This is a genomic window from Duganella sp. P38 (assembly GCF_050859475.1).
In the GTDB taxonomy this organism is placed as follows: Bacteria; Pseudomonadota; Gammaproteobacteria; order Burkholderiales; family Burkholderiaceae_D; genus Rugamonas.
The window spans coordinates 1916890-1935894 of sequence record NZ_CP193936.1 but is presented as its reverse complement, the minus strand read 5'-3'; the positions used below and the strand labels follow the sequence as shown (position 1 = coordinate 1935894).

Sequence of the window (19005 nt, the reverse complement as noted above, 5' to 3'; positions counted from 1 at the left end):
TCTAGCACTGGATGGTGGCGCCCGAGCGGTTGCAGACCTTGCCGTTCGGGCCGACCACGCCGCCGCCCATGTTGTTGTAGCGCACGCCGTTGGCGCCGTAGCAGCCGGCCGCGTCGCACGTGGTGACCGGCACCGGCGCGTGCGGCGGCGGGGTCAGCGCCGGCAGCGGCGTCGACGGCGGCATGCCGGGCATCGCCACCTGCGGCGCGCGCTTGGGCTGCGGCATCGGCTGTATGATCTGCGGCACCGGACGGCGCGGCATCGGCACCTGCGCCGGCGCCTTGCGGCACGGCTGGACCGCCAGCCCGGTGCCCTCGGCATTCAGCGCGCAGAACGGCAGTCTGGCGTAGGCGGCGTCTGCCTCTTCGGCGGCCTTGGCGTCGCTGGCGGGCGCAGCCGCTTGCTGCGCCCAGGCTGACTCGCACACCAGCATGCCGAACAGAAATGCTGCCGCCAACGCGGCTGGTTTCATCATGCCCATGGTCTTCCCTCCTCTCTCCATTATTAGCAGGTGCACGCCAGGAGGGAAGCCCGCGATACATTTAGTTACCGTGGCGGCGGTGGCGGCGGCAGCAGCTCGGCCGGGGCGACCAGCGCCGGCGGGTGCGCCGGCGGCGCCGACACCGACAGCCAGCCCGAGGCCGGCAGCAACGGCACCAGCAGCAGCGCGACGATGTTGATGATCTTGATCAGCGGATTGACGGCCGGGCCGGCCGTGTCCTTGTATGGATCGCCGACCGTGTCGCCGGTCACCGCCGCCTTGTGCGCTTCCGACCCCTTGCCGCCGTGGTGGCCATCCTCAATATATTTCTTGGCGTTGTCCCAGGCGCCGCCGCCGGTGGTCATCGAAATCGCCACGAACAAGCCGGTGATGATGGTGCCCATCAACATGCCGCCCAGTGCGGCCGGTCCCAGCAGCATGCCGACCAGCACCGGCACCACCACCGGCAGCAGCGACGGCACGATCATTTCCCTGATCGCCGAGGCGGTCAGCATGTCGACCGCCTTGTCGTACTCCGGCTTGCCGGTGCCCTCCATGATGCCCTTGATGTCGCGGAACTGCCGCCGCACCTCGACCACCACCGCGCCGGCCGCGCGGCCCACCGCCTCCATCGCCATGGCGCCGAACAGGTAGGGAATCAGGCCGCCGATAATCAGGCCGACGATCACCATCGGGTTGGACAGGTCGAACGTGATCGCGCGCCCGGCCGATTCCAGCGCGTGCGTATAGTCGGCAAACAGCACCAGCGCCGCCAGCCCGGCCGAGCCAATCGCATAGCCCTTGGTGACGGCCTTGGTGGTGTTGCCCACCGCATCGAGCGGATCGGTAATCGCGCGCACCGAGTCGGGCATGCCCGACATTTCGGCGATGCCGCCGGCGTTGTCGGTGATCGGGCCGTAGGCGTCCAGCGCCACCACGATGCCGGCCATCGACAGCATCGACGTCGCCGCGATCGCCACGCCGTACAGCTGGCCCAGCTGGTAGGACGCCAGGATCGCCACGCACACCGCCAGCACCGGCCACGCGGTGGCTTTCATCGACACGCCCAGGCCGGCGATGATGTTGGTACCGTGGCCGGTGGTGGAGGCCTCGGCGATGTGCTTGACCGGATGGAAATCCGTGCCAGTGTAGTACTCGGTGATGTAGACCATCAGCCCGGTCAGCACGATGCCGACCACGGTGCAGCCGATCATCCTGGCGCGCATGGCGTCATCCGGCCACAGCTGCCAGGTGACGGCCACGAAGCCGATCAGCGACAGCCCGGCCGCCCACCACAGCCCGGTGTACAGCGCCGACATGATCTTCTTGCCCGGCTTGGCCTTGACCATGGCGCAGCCGATGATCGAGGCGATGATCGACACCGCGCCCAGCAACAGCGGATACACCACCGCCGTGGTGGCCGCGCCGGCTTCCCGGCCGACGCCGCCCATCAGCAGCGCCCCCAGCAGCATGGTAGCGATCAGCGTCACCACATAGGTTTCAAACAGATCGGCGGCCATGCCGGCGCAATCGCCGACGTTGTCGCCGACGTTGTCGGCGATCACCGCCGGATTGCGCGGGTCGTCCTCCGGAATGCCGGCCTCGACCTTGCCGACCAGGTCGGCGCCGACGTCGGCGCCCTTGGTGAAGATGCCGCCGCCGAGCCGCGCGAAAATCGAAATCAGCGAGGCGCCGAACGCCAGCCCGATCAGCGGCTCGATCACGTGGTGCAGGTCGACGCCCGGCGCCACACCGGCCACCAGGAACATATAGAACAGGGCCACGCCGAGCAAGCCCAGCCCCACCACCAGCATGCCGGTGATGGCGCCGCCCTTGAAGGCGACGTCGAGCGCCTCGTTCATGCCCTTGGCGGCCGCCTGCGCGGTGCGCACATTGGCGCGCACCGAGACGTTCATGCCGATGAAGCCGCAAGCGCCCGACAGCACCGCGCCGATCAGGAAGCCGATGGCGGTGCTCACGTCGAGCAGCACAGCAATGAGTACCAGCAGCACCACGCCGACGATGCCGATGGTGCGGTACTGGCGCGCGAGATAGGCCGCGGCGCCCTGTTGAATCGCCAGCGCGATTTCCTGCATGCGCGGATTGCCCGCGTCCTGTCGCAAGATCCAGCTGCGCGACACCAGACCATAGATCACGGCGATAACGCCGCACGCCACTGCTAACCAGATACTGGCTGCCATAATGTCCCCTTTATTTTTGTTGATCAAGCTTACAAACCACACTGCACGTGCGAACTGCAAAACTTCAAAAATCGGGATGGCGCTGGCAAAAAAAGCGGACCATCGGTCCGCTCTACTTTAAACCTTATTTCGATAGCGCGGCAAACGCTGCGTCACGAATCTGATCGACCGGACCGACGCCTTCGATGCGGCGGTACTTCGGCGCGCCCGGCTCGCCGGTCTGGGCCCAGTTGTTGTAGTAGCTCAGCAGCACTTCGGTCTGGTTGTGGTAAACGTCGAGGCGCTTCTTCACCACCTCGGCCTTGTCGTCGTCGCGCTGCACCAGGTCTTCGCCGGTGACATCGTCCTTGCCTTCGACTTTAGGCGGGTTGAATTTGACGTGGTACACGCGGCCCGAGGCCGGGTGGCAGCGGCGGCCATCGATGCGCTCGATGATCTGCTCGTCCGGCACGGCGATTTCCAGCACGTAGTCAACCGCCACGCCGCTGTCCTTCATGGCGTCGGCTTGCGCGATGGTGCGCGGGAAGCCGTCGAACAGGTAGCCGTTGGCGCAGTCCGGCTGCGTCAGGCGATCCTTGACCAGGCCGATAATGATGTCATCCGATACCAAACCACCCGCATCCATCACCTTTTTCGCGGCCAGGCCCAGCTCGGAGCCGGCCTTGATCGCGGCGCGGAGCATGTCACCAGTCGAAATTTGTGGGATGTTATATTTTTCTTTGATGAAATTAGCCTGGGTGCCCTTGCCGGCACCTGGTGCTCCTAAAAGAATAAGACGCATGAAGAATTCCTAAAAAACAGATATGGGTATGGTTGGTGAGTATCAGATCGTACGAAACTTACCACAAAACGCCGTCGTTACGCCAATTTCCCGCCGATAGACCGTATGAATATCGCACAGTTATGCTTGTTATATCAGCGTGAACTGACGGCTGACTGACTTAAATTTGAGCTAAATCAATAGAACTGGCGGACACGTTCCAGATCTTCCGGCGTATCGACACCGGCGGCCGGGGCCGAGTCGGTGACGTGCACGGCGATCGGATAGCCGTGCCACAGTACGCGCAGCTGTTCCAGCGCCTCGATCGATTCCAGCGGCGACACTTGCAGCGCCGGGTAGGCTTGCAGGAAGTCGTTGCGGTAGGCGTACAGTCCGATGTGGCGCAGCGGCACATAGCCCGCGGGCAGGCTGTCCTTCGACTGCGCGAAGCCGTCGCGGTGCCACGGGATGGTGGCGCGCGAGAAGTACAGCGCGCGGCCGGCCTGGTCCAGCACCACCTTGACCACGTTCGGGTTGAACGCGTCCGCCACCTCGTGCAGCGGGTGGGCGCAGGTCGACATCGGCACCTCGGCGCCGATGCGCGCGGCGGCCGCTTGCAGCAGCGCCGGGTCGATCAGCGGCTCGTCGCCCTGCAGGTTGACGATGACGGCGTCGGCCGCCAGGTTCAGCGTGCGCGCCACTTCGGCGATGCGGTCGGTGCCGGACGGGTGGTCGGCGCGGGTCAGGCACACTTCCACGCCGTGCTGCTGGCAGGCGGCGCGGATGTCCTCATGGTCGGTGGCGACGATGACGCGCGCGGCGCCCGACTGCTGCGCGCGTTCGGCCACGCGCACCACCATGGGTTTGCCGCCGAGATCGGCCAGCGGCTTGTTCGGCAGCCGGGTCGAGGCCAGGCGCGCCGGAATGATGACGATGAAGGACACGGCGTCGGTTTCCTTATTCGGCCTTGTCCTGCAGGGTGCGCGCCTCGTCGGCCCACATGATCGGGATGCCGTCGCGGATCGGATAAGCCAGGCGGTCGCCTTTGCAAATCATTTCCTGGGCTTTTTTATCGTACTCCAGAGGGCCTTTGCAGACCGGGCAAACCAGGATATCAAGCAATCGAGCGTCCACGACATTTCTCCACAATTTGGTCGGCCAGCGCGCGGTCGATGCGCGCCGTTACCGGGACGACCCATAGTCTCGGGTCGCCGCTGAGTTCTTCAATTTGCGCACATTTTACTGCATCCTTCTCGGTCATCAAGATTAGGTCGGCGTCGAGGGCGGCAAATGGCCGGTCCTGGAAGTCGTGATGATCGGGCAAGGGCAGCTCGGTGATGTGCAGGCCGGCCGCCTTCAGCATGCCAAAGAAGCGCGCCGGATTGCCGATGCCGGCGGCGGCGGCGATGCGCAGCCCGCCGCCAGTTGCCGCCTGCTGCCGCGCCAGTTCTGCCAGCGTGCGCCGCTGGCCGCGGTCGCGCAGCTGCTCGGCGACATCGCCGGCCAGCGTCATCTGCCAGGCGCCGCCCGGACCGCGCGCCGGACCGCCGGCCGCCGGCGCGGCCTGGCCGGACCGCGCGAACTGGCTGCCGACGGCGGCGGCCAGTTCCGGCGTCAGCTGCGCCGTATTGATGACGGTGAAGTCGCGCCGGCGCGAAACCGGTTCGCGCAGCGGACCGGCCGGCAGCAGCCAGCCGTTGCCGGCGCCACGGCTGTCGAACAGAATGATTTCCACATCGCGTTGCAGCTTGTAGTGCTGCAAGCCATCATCGGTCAGCAGGATATCGACTTCCGGGTGCGCGGCCAGCAAGGCGCGGCCGGTGGCGGCGCGGTCGCGGCCCACCATCACCGGCGCGCCGGTGCGCTGCCTGATCAGCAGCGGCTCATCGCCGACCTGCGCCGGCGTCGACGCCAGCGTCACCGCGCGCGCGCCCTCCCCGGCGCTGCCGAAGCCGCGCGAAATCACCCCCGGCCGCATGCCTGCCGCCTGCAAGGCCTGCACCAGCCAAATGGTCAGCGGCGTCTTGCCGGTGCCGCCGATGTAGATGTTGCCGACCACCACCACCGGCACCGGCAGCCGCGACGACGCCAGCACGCCGGCGCGGAACAGGGCCACGCGCAGGCGGGTCAGCAGGCGGAACAGCAGCGACACCGGCCACAAGGCGCACGCCAGCGGGCCGCGCCGCAGCCAGTTACGCGTCAGCGTCGATTCCAGCGATGATGTGTTTTGATTCGACAATATAAAATCCGCCCCCCGTCATTCCCGCGCAGGCGGGAATCCAGGCTGAGCATCCAATTTCACGTTCCATGGATTCCCGCCTGCGCGGGAATGACCTTACTTTGCGCCACCGGTTTGCGCGGCAAAGGTGAGTTTCTCGTAGCCGGCGATGCGTGCGGCTTCCATCACATTGATCACCATCTGATGCATGGCGAACTGGTCGGCATTGACGATCACCACCGGCGACTTGCCGGCATCGCCGGCCTTGGCGGCCTCGTCGCGCATGGCCTGCGCCAGGCCGTGCACATCGCGGAACGACACCGGCTCGCCATTGATGGTGTAGTTGCCCTTGGCATCGACCGTCACGCTCAGCTCGAATGGCTTGTCGGCCGCCTTCTGCGCCTCGGCCGTCGGCAGCGTGATCTGCAACTCGGTGAACTTGCTGTAGGTTGTGCTGACCATCAGGAAAATCAGGATCACCAGCAGCACATCGATAAACGGGATCAGGTTGATCTCCGGGTCCTCGCGGCGCTGGCCTTTGCGGAAATTCATGACCAGTCCTTACTTGCGCTTGCTATGGACGATGTCGACGAACTTCACCGCCTGCTGCTCCATGTCGATGATGAAGCTGTCCACCAGCGCGCGGAAATGGCGGTAGAACACCAGCGTCGGCATCGCGATCGCCAGGCCGAAACCGGTGTTATACAGCGCCACCGAAATGCCGTGCGCCAGCTGCGCCGGGTTGGAGCCGGCCGCGTTCTGCGAGCCGAAAATCTCGATCATGCCGACCACCGTGCCGAACAGGCCCATCAGCGGCGCCAGCGTGGCGATGGTGCCCAGCGTGGTCAGGAAGCGTTCCAGCGTGTGCGCGACGCCGCTGCCCGCCTCTTCGATCGATTCCTTCATCACCTCGCGCGGCGCGTCCACATTGCGCAGCGCGGCTGATAGCACGACGCCCAGCGGCGAACTTTTTCCAGCTTGTCGATGATGTCGGGCGTAATTTGCTTGTTGCGGTAGACCTGCACCACTTCGTCCAGCAGCTTTTTCGGGATCAGCTTGCCGCGGCGGAGATACATCAGGCGTTCGATAATCAGCGCGGTTGCAACGATGGAAGCGATCAACAACAGCCAGATAGGCCAGCCGGCGGCTTGGAAGATGGCGAGCAAAACGAACTCCTGTAGAAAATCTGGAACTGAATGGCGCAATGTATCTTGTTGGGGCGCGAACGGCAAGTGCCTGGTGGAGTTCTCAACATTTTCTGTGGACAATAATGTGAGCAAAGCCATGCATGGTGTTTCAAGTCGTTGATTTAAAAGGAAATACCAAGTCAGCTCAAAAAATACGCAATACCAGAAGCGGTTTCGTCTGTGCACTTCCCCACACTTCTTGTGGACAAGATTGTGAGCAAGCCCCGCCGCAAACCCTAAACCTATTGATTTATAAGGGTTTTTTGCCCTGCGTAAAAATTTGGCAGTCAGCTGTTTTGCGCCGCCTGCGAGCGCCAAAACCGGCTTATCCACCGCTGCGGGGAGAAAAGCGACCAATCGCTTTCGCCTATCGAACACGACTGTGCACTTCTACACATTTTGTGTGGATAAGATTGTTAGCAAGGCCCGCAATTGAAATCCAAGCCCTTGATTTGGTTTGATTTTATTTCCTTGCGCAAAAATAATGCAGCCGTTTTCGGGCGCACCCAGCGCAGGCAAAAAGGCCGCGCCTGCCGCTGCCGGACCGGGCCGAAGTCTGCTCCGCTGTCGAGTTTTGCACAAATTCTGTGGATAAAAGTGTGCGAAACAGCGCGCCGCACGTATTAAGTCATTGATTTGTCACGATATAATTTCCGTGCGTAAATTTTAAGCATGGCAATTCAGGCAACAAGAAAAAGGCTATCGCTCACCCAAGTTCCACACAAATTTTGTGGATAACTTTGTGCGTAACCACCAGCAGCCAGGGCAAAGTGCTTGATCCATAAGGGTTTTTCCTCGCTGCACGTAAATACGGCACAAATGTTTACCCTTTAAAATCATGGACCTACCTATAATAGCTAGCGTATTTGCTACTCTGTGACCGCTGTGTGACCAAACACACATAGTGTGGATAGTTTCCTTTTTGAAATCTATGAACTTCGACGATCAACCCGATTCCGCCCCCGCCGCCGCGCCCGTCCTCACCGTCAGCGCGCTCAATCAGGCGGTGGCGCGGCTGCTGGAGCGCAGCTTCCCCTTGCAGTGGATATCCGGCGAAGTGTCCAACTTCACGCGGGCGGCGTCGGGCCACTGGTACTTCACGCTGAAGGACGACGGCGCCCAGGTGCGCGCGGTGATGTTCCGCGGCCGCGCGCAGTACGCCAACTTCATCCCGCGCGAGGGCGACAAGGTCGAGGTGCGGGCGCTGGTCACGCTGTATGGCGCGCGCGGCGACTACCAGATCAATGTCGAGGCCATCCGCCGGGCCGGCGTCGGCTCGCTGTTCGAAGCCTTCCAGCGGCTCAAGGAAAAGCTTGACGCGGCCGGCCTGTTCCACCCGGAACGCAAGCGCGCGCTGCCGATGTTCCCGCGCACCATCGGCATCGTCACCAGCCCGCAGGCGGCCGCGCTGCGCGACGTGCTGACCGCGCTGCAGCGGCGCGCGCCGCATGTGCAGGTGATCCTCTACCCGACGCCGGTGCAGGGCCAGCTGGCGGCAGGGAAAATCGCCGCCGCCATCGATACCGCCTCGCTGCGCGGCGAATGCGACGTGCTGATCGTCTGCCGCGGTGGCGGCAGCATCGAGGACCTGTGGTCGTTCAACGACGAGGAAGTGGCGTACGCGGTGGCCAACTGCCGCATGCCGGTGATTTCCGGCGTCGGCCACGAAACCGACTTCACCATCTGCGACTTCGCCGCCGACCTGCGCGCCGCCACGCCGACGGCAGCGGCGGAGCTGGCGGCCACGCCGCGCGCCGACTGGATGGCGTCCCTGCGCGCCGACGTCATCGACCTGCGCCGCGCCATGCGCCGTGCGCTGAACGATGCAGAACAGACGCTGGACAACCACCAGCGCCGCCTGCTGAATCCGACAGCGCAGATCGACCAGCAGCGCCACAAGCTGCGCGCCCACGCCACCGCGCTGACGCACGCCAACCGCGCCCCGCTGACGCAGGCGCGCCACCAGCTGGAGCGCCTCGGCGGCCGTCTCGGCGCGCGCAAGCCGGACGTCAGCGCCGCGCGCGCCACGCTGGACAACCTGCAGCACCGCGCCAGCACCACGGTCGCGCGCCAGCTGCATCAACAGCGCGACGCGCTGGCCGCGCTGGCGTCGCAGCTGGAGTTGCTGAACCCGCAGCGCACGCTGGAGCGCGGCTATGCCATCGTCAGCGATCAACAAGGCGCGATCGTGCGCGCGCCGGATCAACTGCAAGCGCGCAGCACCGTTACCGTGCGGCTGGCGGCGGGCAGCGCGCAGGTCGGCATCGCCACCGTCCAACCGGCACTGGACTGACGCCTGCCCTGGCCGGGCGCCGCGCCCCGTCGCTCAGGCTTCGGCCAGACTCAGCATGGCCGACATGCCGATCAGCACCGGGTGCTTTTCGGTGATGACGTAAGTGGGAATATGCGCCAGGTAATCGGAGAAGCGCCCCTTCTGCTCGAAGCGGGCGCGGAAGCCCGAGCGCTCGAAGAACTCGCTCATCTTCAGCACCGTGCGCCCGCCGATGTAGATGCCGCCTTTGGCGCCCAGGGTCAGCGCGACGTTGCCGGCCACCGTGCCGAGCATCTCGCAGAACGCCAGCAGCGTTTCCTCGCACACCGGGTCGAGCCGGTGCAGGCCGCGCTCCATGATCTCCGCCGCGCCGAGCTTGTGCGGCTCGACGCGCGCGCGTTCGCACAGCGCGCGGTACACCAGCGCCAGCCCGATGCCGGACACCAGCCGCTCGCTCGACACGTGCTCGTGGTAGCGCCGCGCGTAGCGCAGAATGTCGATCTCGCGCTCGTTCATCGGCGCGAAGGTGGCGTGGCCGCCCTCGCTGTCGATGGCGATCCAGCGGTCGCCGGCCGGCACCAGCGCCGACACGCCAAGCCCCGCGTCCGCGCCCACCAGGCCGACGGTGGCGCCGCTGCGCACGATGCCGCCGCCGACCTGGTGCTTGTGCTCCGGCGCCAGGTAGGGCAAGGCGCTGGCCAGCGCGGTGAAGTCGTTGACCACCACCAGCGATTTCAGGCTGAACTGCGAACACACGGCCTCAATCGAAAACGACCAGTGGTGATTGGTCATGGTCACCCAGTCGCCGTCGATCGGGTTGGCGATGGCGATGCCGGCGAAGCGCGCCCGGTAGCCGCCGGCCGCCACCGTCGCCGGCTGCGACAGGTAGGCCACCATGGCCGCGCCCAGCGTCGGGTAGGCTTCACACTCGGTGACCCAGATCGCCTCGATCTGCTTGGGCGCCGTCTCCAGCCCGAAGCTGGCGCTGCTGCCGCCGACGTCGGCCAGGATGCGCGGGCCGTGCGCGCGGTGCGAGAATACATCGCGTTTCATGTCTCTTTCCGTTCTGTCTCTTTTTTGTTCTGGTCTGGCGGCTTGATTATATGTCACGTATAGTTGTGAAAACGTTTTCAAGCGCCTTTTTCATTAAATACCGCCGACCGGGGAAAGTCAATGTGCTACTCTTCCGGCGAAAAGGTTTTCATAACACCATCAGCAAGGTCCTACTTTGGCAGACACTCCCTCCTCCTCCAGCCCCTCAACCCTGTTGGATGTTGCACGCCAGGCCGGAGTGTCGCCCAGTACCGTCTCGCGCATTCTCAACGGCACCGCCAAGGTGTCGGACGACAAGCGCCGCGCCGTGCTGACCGCCATCGCGGAAATGAAGTTCGCGCCCAACCAGATGGCGCAGGGCCTGAAAAAGGCCGCTCGATGACCATCGGCATCGTGGTGCAGGACATCTCCTCCCCGTTCTTTGACGAAACGCTGCGCGGCGTCGATGACGGCCTCAAGGGCACCGGCTACGCGTCGGTGATCGTCAGCGGCCACTGGAACGCCGAGGAAGAGGCCGACCGCATCCGCCTGCTGCTGGCGCGCAAGGTCGACGGCATCATCCTGCTGTCCGGGCGCATCGACGACGAGACGGTGCTGGCCTTTTCCGGCCAGCGGCCGATCGTCTCGACCGGCCGCGCGATCAAGACCCGCAGCGCGCTCGGCTTCAAGATGGACAATGAACACGGCGCCTACCTGGCGGTGCATCACCTGATCGAGCTGGGCCACCGCCACATCGCCTTCATTTCCGGCCCGGCCAACAACACCGACGCCGACGACCGCCTGGCCGGCTACCGGCGCGCGCTGCGCGAGGCCAATATCCCGGTGGACGAGCAGCTGATCGTCGACGGCAACTACCACGAGGCCAGCGGCATGCTGGCGATGAACCGCCTGTTCGATAGCGGCCGGCAGTTCACCGCCGTCTTTGCCGCCAACGACCTGAGCGCCTACGGCGCGCGGCTGGCGCTGTACCGCAAGGGCGTGCGCGTGCCGGACGATATTTCGCTGGTCGGCTTCGACGACCTGCCCGGCTCGTCGTACACGACGCCGCCGCTGACCACCATCCGCCAGCCGCTGTACGACATCGGCCGCATCGCCACCCAGGCCTTGCTGCGCGTCATCAACGGCGAGGAGGCGCGCGGCGAGGTGCCGCCGCTGGAGCTGATCGTGCGCGAAACCACCCGCCGGCTGCGCTGAATCCTTAATCCACACGAAACCGCGGTGTTTTCTGCGGCGACGCCCCATCCGCTTTACAATGGTGGACGTTTCAATAAAATGACCCGGTTTTTTTAAACCATTCAATCAAAAGGAAGAACGATGGAACATACTCTGCCACCTCTGCCATATGCTATCGACGCCCTGGCGCCGCACATCTCGCAAGAAACCCTGGAATACCACTACGGCAAGCACCACCAGGCGTATGTCACCAACCTGAACAACCTGATCAAGGGCACCGAGTTCGAAAACCTGTCGCTGGAAGAAATCATCAAGAAATCGTCGGGCGGCATCTTCAACAACTCGGCACAAATCTGGAACCACACCTTCTTCTGGAACAGCCTGACCCCGAACGGCAAGGGCGCACCGGACGGCGCGCTGGCCGAGGCCATCAACGCCAAGTGGGGCTCGTTCGACAAGTTCAAGGAAGAGTTCACCAAGTCGGCCGTCGGCAACTTCGGTTCGAGCTGGACCTGGCTGGTGAAAAAGCCGACGGTTCGCTGGACATCGTCAACACCTCGAACGCCGCCACCCCGCTGACCACCGACGCCAAGGCGCTGATCACCATCGACCTGTGGGAACACGCCTACTACATCGACTACCGCAACGTGCGTCCTAAGTTCATCGAGACCTTCTTCAAGCTCGCCAACTGGGACTTCGCTGCCGCCAACTTCGCGTAAGCGACAACGGCAGCCTGAGTCAAAGCCCGCAGCGCCCGCGCCTGCGGGCTTTTTTATTGGAGACACCCGATGACCTATACCGCGTCCCCGCAGCGCTATGATGGGATGGCGTACCGCAGCTGCGGCCGCAGCGGCCTGAAGCTGCCGGCGATGTCGCTCGGCCTGTGGCATAACTTCGGCGACAGCACCACGCTCGCCGCGCAGCGCGAGATGCTGCGCACGGCCTTCGACCTCGGTATCACCCACTTCGACCTGGCCAACAACTACGGGCCGCCGTACGGCGCGGCCGAGACCAACTTCGGCCACCTGTTCAAGGAAGACTTCAAGCCCTACCGCGATGAGCTGATCATTTCCACCAAGGCCGGCTGGGATATGTGGCCCGGCCCCTACGGCCAGGGCGGCGGCTCGCGCAAATATGTGCTGGCCAGCCTCGATCAGTCGCTGCAACGCATGGGCCTTGAATACGTCGACATCTTCTACTCGCACCGCTTCGATCCGGACACGCCGCTGGAAGAAACCATGGGCGCCCTCGCCCACGCGGTCCGGCAGGGCAAGGCGCTGTACGTCGGCGTGTCATCCTACTCGGCCGAGAAAACCGCCGAAGCAGCGCGTCTGCTGAAGGAGTGGCAGGTGCCGTGCCTGATCCACCAGCCCTCCTACAATATGCTGAACCGCTGGATCGAAACCGAAGGCCTGCTCGACACGCTCGGCAAGCAAGGCATCGGCTGCATCACCTTCACCGCGCTGGCGCAGGGTCTCCTCAGCGACAAGTACCTGAACGGCGTGCCGGCCGATGCGCGCGTCAACCGCCCAGGCGGCGGCTCGCTGCTGCCATCGCACCTGAGCGAGGCCAATCTACAGCGCGTGCGCGGCCTGCACGACATCGCCCGGCAGCGCGGCCAGACGCTGGCGCAGATGGCGCTGGCCTGGGTGCTGCGCGATCCGCGCATTACCTCGACGCTGATCGGCGCCAGCAACGCCACGCAAATCCGCGAGAACGTCGCGGCGTTGCAGAACCTGAGCTTCAGCGCCGACGAACTGGCACGGATCGACGCGCTGGCACAGGAAGGCGCGATCAACCTCTGGGCCGGCTCGTCGTCGCACCGCTGATGGATCGCTTCAACGCCATGCGCGTGTTCACCCGCATCGTCGAGCTGGAAAGCTTCAGCAAGGCGGCCGAGGACTTGCAGATACCGGCCGCCACGGCGACCTACACCATCAAGCAACTGGAGGCGCGCCTTGGCGTGCGGCTGCTGCAACGAACCACGCGCCACGTCAGCCCCACGCTGGACGGCCAGGCCTATTACCAGCGCTGCGTGCGCATCCTGGCCGACGTCGAGGAAACCGAAGCGGGCTTCGGCAACAGCGGCGTGGCGCCGCGCGGCAAGCTGCGCGTGGATTTGCAAGGCACGCTGTCGCAGCATTATGTGCTGCCGCGCCTGAAGGAGTTCTTCGCGCGCTATCCGGACATCGAACTGGAAATCGGCATCGGCGACCGCCTGGTCGACCTGGTGCGCGACGGCGTCGATTGCGTGCTGCGCGTGGGCGAACTGCGGGATTCGTCGATGGTGGCGCGGCGCGTCGCCAGCCTGCAGCAGCTGACCTGCGCCAGCGCGGCCTACCTGAAGGAGCGCGGCACGCCGCACACGCTGGAAGACCTGCAGGCGCAAGGCCATCACGCGGTGAACTTCGTCTCGCCCAGCAGCGGCAGGATGTTCCCCTTCGATTTCATCGTCGACGGCGAAGATGTCAGCATCAACCTGCCGGGCCGGGTGTCGGTCACCAGCGCCGAAGCCTACGCGGCGTGCTGCATCAACGATCTGGGGCTGGTGCAGATGCCGCGCTATCACATCGCCGGGCAGTTGCGCAGCGGCGCCGTGGTCGAAGTGCTGGCGCAGTGGCGCCCGCGGCCGATGCCGGTGTCGGTGCTCTACCCGCACCAGCGGCAGCTGTCGCCGCGCGTGCGGGTGTTCGTCGACTGGCTGTCGGACGTGATGGGCGCCGCCAGCTAGCAGTGACTGCGTGCGACTACTGCGTGCGCGACCAGTCGCGGCGTTCTTCGCGCTGCGCCTGCGGCGGCACGTCGCGCTCGGCGTTTTCGTCCGGCAGCGCGTCGCGGAATTCGCCGTCCACCACCGGCATCGTTTCAACATGGTCGTAACCGATGTCGGACTCGATGTCCTCGCGCGCCACGCTGGCGCGTTCGCCTGTGCCTTGCGCGTCGGTGTCGCTATCCATTTCGCCGCCCGGCTGGCCGACCATGTCGCTGCCGCTGTCCGAGTTGTCGCTCGGACCCAGCGCGCGCGTGCCATGGCCGCTGCCCAGGGTGCGGTCGGCCCCGGCCGGGATGTTATCAGGATCTAAAGTGCTGTCCGCCATGATGACCTCCTTGCTATAAAAATCATATTCCACCACGGGCCGCGCCCCAGGTCGGTGCGCGGACGCGCTTAACACTATCGTGCTCATAGGAATTTTTTACTTTACAAATGTATTATTCATCTTCATACTTCTACTCATCAGATATGGAGAACATCATGAGCATGACCGCCAAACACTTGCTGACCGCAGCCGCCACCGCGGCCTTTGCGATCGCCGCCACCGCCACCACCGTCACCAACGCATTTGCGCAGACCGCGCCTGGCGTGGTGGTCGCCGAGAAAAAGCTGACCAGCCGGCCGGCAAAACCCGCGCCGAAGTGCAGGCCGAGTACCTGCAAGCGCGCAAAAACGGCACGCTGATCGAGACTGAAGCCGATATGGACGTGGCCCAGACCCGCAAGCACATCGTCAAGCACTAAGCGTCAGCGGCAGTGAAGAAACTCTCGTTTGCATTTGCCGCCTGCGTGCTGGCCGGTTGCGCCAGCATGGGCAAGGTCGAGCCACAGGCCAGCCGCATCGCGCCGTCCGCCCTCAATCCGGGCCAGGCCATCGCCAGCGCCACGGCCGGCGGCAGCGTCGCCTGGCCGGACGAACGCTGGTGGGAAGCGCTGCACGACGAGCAGTTGAACAAGCTGGTGACGGCCGCGTTGAGCGACAGCCCGACCTTGCGCGCCACGCTGGCGCGCGTGCGCCAGGCCGAATCGCTGGCCGGCGTCAGCCGCGCCGCCACGCGGCCGCGCGTGGACGCCTCGGCCAGCGCCGACCGCGAGCTGTACTCGGCGCACAGTACGATCCCCGCGCCACTCGCCGGGAACTACGCGTGGAAGAACACCGCCACGCTATCCGGTTCCTACGATCTGGATTTGTGGGGTCGCAATCGCGATGCGCTGGCCGCCGCGCTGGATGAAGTCCATCTGGCCGCCGCCGAATCGCAGATGGCGCGTTTGACGCTGGAGACCTCCATCGTCCGCACCTACATCCAGCTGTCGCTGGAGTACGCGTTGCAGGACAGCGTGGCGGAGAACCTGGCGCAGCGCCAGCGCATCCTCGACATCACGCGCCGCCGCAGGGCGGCCGGGCTGGCCAGCGATATTGACGTAACGAGCATCGAGACCACGCTGCCGGCGGGTCGGCGCGAGCATGAACAACACGGCGAGAGCATCGCCCTGCTGCGCAACCAGCTGGCGGCACTGATCGGCAAAGGACCGGGCGACGGCGAAACGATCGCCCGGCCGATGCTTACCCTTGCGGCGACACGCGCCAACGCGCTGCCGGCCAACCTGCCGGCGGAGCTGGTGGGACACCGGCCCGACGTCGCCGCGCAGCGCTGGCGGGTGGAGGCTGCGGACGCGCGCATCAGCGCCGCCAAAAAGGACTTCTACCCGAACATCAACCTGGCCGCGTTTGTCGGCCAGCAGTCGCTCGGCTTCGGCCACTTTCTCGACAGCGGCTCGCAGACGCGCGGCATCACGCCGGCCATCAGCCTGCCGCTGTTCGACGGCGGCCGCCTGCGCGCGCAGCTGGGCAACCAGACCGCGATCTACGACGGCGCGGTCGAGCAATACAACGCCAGCGTGGTGCAGGCGATGTCGGACGTCGCCAACGCGGTGGTGAAGATCGCCTCGGTGCGCGAACAGGACCAGCTGGCGCAACGCGCGCTGGCTTCGGCGCGGCGCCAGCAGGCCTTGGCCGAGCTGGCCTACCGCGCCGGCCTGACCGACACGCTGAACGTCATCAACGCGCAACTGGCGCTGTTGAACGAACAGCAGCAGATGGCGCAGGTGGCCAGCAGGCAGCTGGATAATTACGCTTTATTGATGGCGGCGCTGGGCGGGGGCATAAAACTGGATTTGAACTGACACTTAAATAGTACAATCAGTCCTTTCCAAAATTATTAGAGGAGTGGCAATGAGTAGTTTTGAAGCGACTAAAAAACGCCTAAAAAACATCCATGGCCGAATGCCGGAGTTTCCAGAGGAGCTGATGCGCCTGGTGCGCATGACATATCACATCCAGAAACGGATGAAGGATTCAACCAACTCCGCCCTGCGCAAGTATGAGCTGGTGGACGCCAGCTACATGGTGCTGGCGGTGCTGTACGGTTCGGACAACGAGACCTCGACCGCGTCGACGCTGGGCGAGGCCTGCATGGAAAAGCCGGCCAACCTGACGCGCGTGTGCAACGACCTGGAATCGCAGGGCCTGATCACGCGCGGCAACCGGCCCGGCGACCGCCGTTGCGTGATGATCTCGCTGACCGACCAGGGCCGCGCGCTGGCCGAGAAGGTGCTGCCGGAAGTCTGGGGCAAAACCACCCGCGCCTACGATGGCTTTAGCGCGGACGAAGTAAAACAACTGGAAGCGCTGTTGAAACGGCAGCTCGACAATTTAGAATCAATCACCTGAACCTGACCTCATGAACGCCTCTCCCGCCGCCTCGCCTCCATCGGACCACAGCGCGGCGCGGAGAGCCCTCTCCTGGGTGCGGGCGCAAACGGCCGACTGGCTGCGCACCGAGGGCGAACGCTGGATCTACGTGGTGCGCGCCATGCTGGCCGCCTTCTCCGCCCTGTGGCTGGCGTTCCGCCTCGGCCTCGACTCCCCTTTCACCGCACTGGCCACCACCATCGTGCTGGCGCTGCCCAGCAGCGGCATGGTGCTGGAGAAGGCGCTGCACCGTTTTCTCGGCACGCTGGTCGGCTGCGCCGCCGCGTTGACGCTGGTGGCGCTGTTCCCGCAAGCGCCGACGGTGCTGTTTATCGGCCTGGCGCTGTGGGTGGCGCTGTGCACCGGCGGCGCCGCCATGCACCGCAACCAGCAGTCGTACAGCTTTGTGCTGGCCGGCTACACGGCCGTGATGATCGCCGTGCCGGCGGTCGATGCGCCGTCCGGCGTGTTCATGCTGGCGGTAACGCGCGTCACCGAAGTAAGTCTCGGCATCCTCTGCTCGGCGGTGGTGCACGACGTGATCTTCCCGCGCCGCCATTCGCGCGCGGTGATGCGCACCGTGCAGGCGCGCTACGCCGGCTTTATCGGCTTTTGCCGCCAGGTGCTGGAACACCGCATCACGCCGGCGGACGCCGAGTTAAACCACTTGAAGTTTGCCGCCGATATCGCCGCGCTGGAATCGGGCCGCGCCGCCGCCTTCTTCGAGGCCGGCCATTCGCGCTCGCACACGCGCCAGCTGCACGCCTTCAACGCCGCCTTCATGACTGCGCTGACCACCTTCTACACGCTGCACCGGCTCAGCCACCGCATGCGCGCCGCCGGCGAAGGGCCGGTGCTGGCGCTGGTGGAACCGATGTACGCGCACATGGCGCAAGTGCTGGGCGAGGAGCTGACGGCGGCGCGGCTGGCGCAGATGCGCACCACGCTGAACGCCGACATCGCCGCCGCCCGCGCGCGGCTCGCAGCCGGCGGCGCGCCGGCGCTGGAACGCCCACTGCTGATCGACTTCGACACGGCGGTCGAACTGCTGCAGCGCTTCGCCGGCAACCTGGCCGATTTCGCCGCGCTGTACCACGGCCTGACGCAGCAGAAGCGCCAGCAGGTCAGCGACCCCGGCTCGTATTCGCCGAAGACGCCGCCGGCCATCATCGCCGCCAGCGGCTTCCGCGCCGGCGCCACGCTGCTGGTGACGGCCGCCATGTGGTACTGGCTGGCGTGGCCGGGCATGGTCAACGCGATCCTGATGGCAACCATCTTCTGTGCGCTGGCGTCGTCGTCGCCGCGGCCGACGGCGCTGGTGCAGCAGGTGCTGATCGGCTTCCTGCTGGCCATCCCGCTCGACTTCATCACCGAGTTTTTCATGGTCGCCAAAGCGGACAGCTTCTTCCCGATGATGCTGGCGGCGCTGCCGCTGTTTGCCTTCGCCGCATACCTGAGCAGCAGCCCGCGCTGGGCCGGCGTCGGCATCGGCCTGGGCATGTTCTCGGCCACGCTGGTGGTGCCGGCCAATATGATGCGCTACGACGTCGAGTCCTTCCTCAGCAGCGAACTGTCGCTGACCATGGGCGTGGCCGTGTCCTACCTGATGTTCAAGGTGGTGCTGCCGGAGCACACGATGGGCCACCGCGGCCATGTCGCCGCCGCGCTGTGGCGCGAGGCGCAACACGCCTGCAGCGCGCGCCTGTATCGCCTGAAACGCCGCTTCGACAACCGCGTGCGCGACCTGCTGAGCCAGTTGAACGCCGCCGCCGGCCCGGCGCCGAGCGCCGAAACGCGCGCCGTGGTGCGCCAGGGACTGACCTTGCTGGAGCTGGGCCATGCCGTGATCGAACTGCGCCAGCTGATCGCCGCCTCGCATGCCGGCGATGCGCGCGACAGCCTGCAAGCCGTGCTGCGCGAGCTGGCCGCCTATCTCGATGCGCCGTCGCGCGCCGCCGGTGAGGCCGCGCTGGCGGCCATCCTCAGCGCCGGCACGGCGGTGCGCGCCGCCCTGCCCGACGCGCAGCATGAGCGCCTGGCGCGGCTGCACATGGCGCTGACCGATTTACATTCCATCTATACGTCCTTGCTGGACCAGCTTTCGACAGGAGATATCCATGCCGCGTGAAATCGATT

19 protein-coding genes and 2 pseudogenes are annotated in these 19005 nt (G+C 65.2%); 11 read left to right on the top strand and 10 right to left on the bottom strand.

The features are described 5' to 3' along the window. Position 1: 1 nt before the first annotated feature. From ACRQ5J_RS08875 to ACRQ5J_RS08840, 8 genes and pseudogenes are all read right to left on the bottom strand, one after another. Positions 2-481 carry a hypothetical protein gene (locus ACRQ5J_RS08875; RefSeq protein ID WP_432382685.1) on the bottom strand — a complete coding sequence of 160 codons (480 nt, stop codon included), beginning with the start codon at positions 479-481 and terminating at the stop codon, positions 2-4. Positions 482-546: 65 nt separating this feature from the next. After that, the gene (locus tag ACRQ5J_RS08870; RefSeq protein WP_432382683.1) at positions 547-2682 is read right to left on the bottom strand and encodes a sodium-translocating pyrophosphatase; all 2136 of its coding nucleotides are present in this window, start codon (positions 2680-2682) and stop codon (positions 547-549) included. A 124-nt stretch (positions 2683-2806) separates the two neighbouring features. After that, a complete protein-coding gene (gene adk, locus ACRQ5J_RS08865) occupies positions 2807-3463 on the bottom strand; it encodes an adenylate kinase (protein WP_432382681.1) in 657 nt (218 codons plus the stop codon). A gap of 176 nt (positions 3464-3639) precedes the next feature. Then, the gene (gene kdsB / locus ACRQ5J_RS08860) at positions 3640-4386 is read right to left on the bottom strand and encodes a 3-deoxy-manno-octulosonate cytidylyltransferase (RefSeq protein ID WP_432382679.1); all 747 of its coding nucleotides are present in this window, start codon (positions 4384-4386) and stop codon (positions 3640-3642) included. A 13-nt stretch (positions 4387-4399) separates the two neighbouring features. Further along, positions 4400-4576, bottom strand: a complete 177-nt coding sequence (locus tag ACRQ5J_RS08855; protein ID WP_008446346.1) for a Trm112 family protein — start codon at positions 4574-4576, stop codon at positions 4400-4402. Continuing rightward, positions 4557-5681, bottom strand: coding sequence for a tetraacyldisaccharide 4'-kinase (lpxK, locus tag ACRQ5J_RS08850; protein WP_432382677.1), 1125 nt, complete (start codon positions 5679-5681; stop codon positions 4557-4559). The genes ACRQ5J_RS08855 and lpxK overlap by 20 nt, the downstream gene beginning before the upstream one ends. Positions 5682-5777: 96 nt before the next feature. Beyond that, positions 5778-6212, bottom strand: coding sequence for an ExbD/TolR family protein (locus tag ACRQ5J_RS08845; protein ID WP_432382675.1), 435 nt, complete (start codon positions 6210-6212; stop codon positions 5778-5780). A gap of 9 nt (positions 6213-6221) precedes the next feature. Beyond that, positions 6222-6826, bottom strand: a pseudogene (locus ACRQ5J_RS08840) (MotA/TolQ/ExbB proton channel family protein). Positions 6827-7279: 453 nt separating this feature from the next. Between ACRQ5J_RS08840 and ACRQ5J_RS08835 the strand changes: the two are divergent. Further along, complete coding sequence (locus tag ACRQ5J_RS08835) at positions 7280-7474, top strand: hypothetical protein (protein WP_432382673.1); 195 nt, start codon at positions 7280-7282, stop codon at positions 7472-7474. Positions 7475-7778: 304 nt separating this feature from the next. Further along, positions 7779-9140 (top strand): exodeoxyribonuclease VII large subunit, encoded by a 1362-nt coding sequence (xseA, locus tag ACRQ5J_RS08830; protein ID WP_432382671.1) that lies wholly within the window; start codon positions 7779-7781, stop codon positions 9138-9140. A 33-nt stretch (positions 9141-9173) separates the two neighbouring features. Here xseA and glk read toward each other — a convergent pair whose 3' ends face one another. Continuing rightward, positions 9174-10172 carry a glucokinase gene (gene glk / locus ACRQ5J_RS08825; RefSeq protein WP_432382669.1) on the bottom strand — a complete coding sequence of 333 codons (999 nt, stop codon included), beginning with the start codon at positions 10170-10172 and terminating at the stop codon, positions 9174-9176. A 238-nt stretch (positions 10173-10410) separates the two neighbouring features. On the opposite strand from glk, the gene ACRQ5J_RS08820 reads away from it, so the two are divergent. The 5 genes and pseudogenes from ACRQ5J_RS08820 to ACRQ5J_RS08800 all read left to right on the top strand — a co-directional run bounded on the left by ACRQ5J_RS08820 (position 10411) and on the right by ACRQ5J_RS08800 (position 14076). Beyond that, on the top strand, positions 10411-10554 hold the full coding sequence (locus tag ACRQ5J_RS08820; protein ID WP_432382668.1) for a LacI family DNA-binding transcriptional regulator: 144 nt from the start codon (positions 10411-10413) through the stop codon (positions 10552-10554). Then, positions 10551-11366 carry a substrate-binding domain-containing protein gene (locus ACRQ5J_RS08815; RefSeq protein WP_432382666.1) on the top strand — a complete coding sequence of 272 codons (816 nt, stop codon included), beginning with the start codon at positions 10551-10553 and terminating at the stop codon, positions 11364-11366. The genes ACRQ5J_RS08820 and ACRQ5J_RS08815 overlap by 4 nt, the downstream gene beginning before the upstream one ends. A 120-nt stretch (positions 11367-11486) precedes the next feature. Further along, positions 11487-12064, top strand: a pseudogene (locus ACRQ5J_RS08810) (superoxide dismutase). A gap of 69 nt (positions 12065-12133) precedes the next feature. Continuing rightward, positions 12134-13174: an L-glyceraldehyde 3-phosphate reductase gene (gene mgrA / locus ACRQ5J_RS08805; protein WP_432382664.1), complete on the top strand. Its 1041-nt coding sequence runs from the start codon at positions 12134-12136 to the stop codon at positions 13172-13174. Continuing rightward, entirely contained in the window at positions 13174-14076 is a 903-nt protein-coding gene (locus tag ACRQ5J_RS08800; protein ID WP_432382662.1) for a LysR substrate-binding domain-containing protein, read from the top strand. Before mgrA ends, ACRQ5J_RS08800 begins: the two co-directional genes overlap by 1 nt. Before the next feature lie 16 nt (positions 14077-14092). On the opposite strand, the gene ACRQ5J_RS08795 is transcribed toward ACRQ5J_RS08800, so the two are convergent. After that, positions 14093-14443, bottom strand: a complete 351-nt coding sequence (locus tag ACRQ5J_RS08795) for a hypothetical protein (RefSeq protein WP_432382660.1) — start codon at positions 14441-14443, stop codon at positions 14093-14095. A gap of 155 nt (positions 14444-14598) precedes the next feature. Here ACRQ5J_RS08795 and ACRQ5J_RS08790 point away from each other — a divergent pair, with 155 nt between their 5' ends. The 4 genes from ACRQ5J_RS08790 (at position 14599) to ACRQ5J_RS08775 (ending at position 18997) form a co-directional block, all read left to right on the top strand. Beyond that, positions 14599-14802, top strand: a complete 204-nt coding sequence (locus ACRQ5J_RS08790; protein WP_432382658.1) for a hypothetical protein — start codon at positions 14599-14601, stop codon at positions 14800-14802. 71 nt (positions 14803-14873) lie between these two features. Then, positions 14874-16301 carry an efflux transporter outer membrane subunit gene (locus tag ACRQ5J_RS08785; RefSeq protein ID WP_432382657.1) on the top strand — a complete coding sequence of 476 codons (1428 nt, stop codon included), beginning with the start codon at positions 14874-14876 and terminating at the stop codon, positions 16299-16301. A 100-nt stretch (positions 16302-16401) separates the two neighbouring features. Then, positions 16402-16848, top strand: coding sequence for a MarR family winged helix-turn-helix transcriptional regulator (locus tag ACRQ5J_RS08780; RefSeq protein WP_432382655.1), 447 nt, complete (start codon positions 16402-16404; stop codon positions 16846-16848). A 10-nt stretch (positions 16849-16858) separates the two neighbouring features. Next, a complete protein-coding gene (locus ACRQ5J_RS08775) occupies positions 16859-18997 on the top strand; it encodes an FUSC family protein (RefSeq protein WP_432382653.1) in 2139 nt (712 codons plus the stop codon). Positions 18998-19005 lie beyond the last annotated feature (8 nt).

Excerpts from the sequence above, each read along its gene's own strand:
- adk (WP_432382681.1), bottom strand. The coding sequence starts at position 3,463 with ATGCGTCTTATTCTTTTAGGAGCACCAGGTGCCGGCAAGGGCACCCAG.
- glk (WP_432382669.1), bottom strand. The coding sequence starts at position 10,172 with ATGAAACGCGATGTATTCTCGCACCGCGCGCACGGCCCGCGCATCCTG.
- xseA (WP_432382671.1), top strand. The coding sequence starts at position 7,779 with ATGAACTTCGACGATCAACCCGATTCCGCCCCCGCCGCCGCGCCCGTC.
- ACRQ5J_RS08815 (WP_432382666.1), top strand. The coding sequence starts at position 10,551 with ATGACCATCGGCATCGTGGTGCAGGACATCTCCTCCCCGTTCTTTGAC.
- ACRQ5J_RS08775 (WP_432382653.1), top strand. The coding sequence starts at position 16,859 with ATGAACGCCTCTCCCGCCGCCTCGCCTCCATCGGACCACAGCGCGGCG.
- ACRQ5J_RS08845 (WP_432382675.1), bottom strand. The coding sequence starts at position 6,212 with ATGAATTTCCGCAAAGGCCAGCGCCGCGAGGACCCGGAGATCAACCTG.
- ACRQ5J_RS08800 (WP_432382662.1), top strand. The coding sequence starts at position 13,174 with ATGGATCGCTTCAACGCCATGCGCGTGTTCACCCGCATCGTCGAGCTG.
- ACRQ5J_RS08875 (WP_432382685.1), bottom strand. The coding sequence starts at position 481 with ATGGGCATGATGAAACCAGCCGCGTTGGCGGCAGCATTTCTGTTCGGC.
- ACRQ5J_RS08870 (WP_432382683.1), bottom strand. The coding sequence starts at position 2,682 with ATGGCAGCCAGTATCTGGTTAGCAGTGGCGTGCGGCGTTATCGCCGTG.
- ACRQ5J_RS08780 (WP_432382655.1), top strand. The coding sequence starts at position 16,402 with ATGCCGGAGTTTCCAGAGGAGCTGATGCGCCTGGTGCGCATGACATAT.
- ACRQ5J_RS08790 (WP_432382658.1), top strand. The coding sequence starts at position 14,599 with ATGAGCATGACCGCCAAACACTTGCTGACCGCAGCCGCCACCGCGGCC.
- ACRQ5J_RS08795 (WP_432382660.1), bottom strand. The coding sequence starts at position 14,443 with ATGGCGGACAGCACTTTAGATCCTGATAACATCCCGGCCGGGGCCGAC.
- mgrA (WP_432382664.1), top strand. The coding sequence starts at position 12,134 with ATGACCTATACCGCGTCCCCGCAGCGCTATGATGGGATGGCGTACCGC.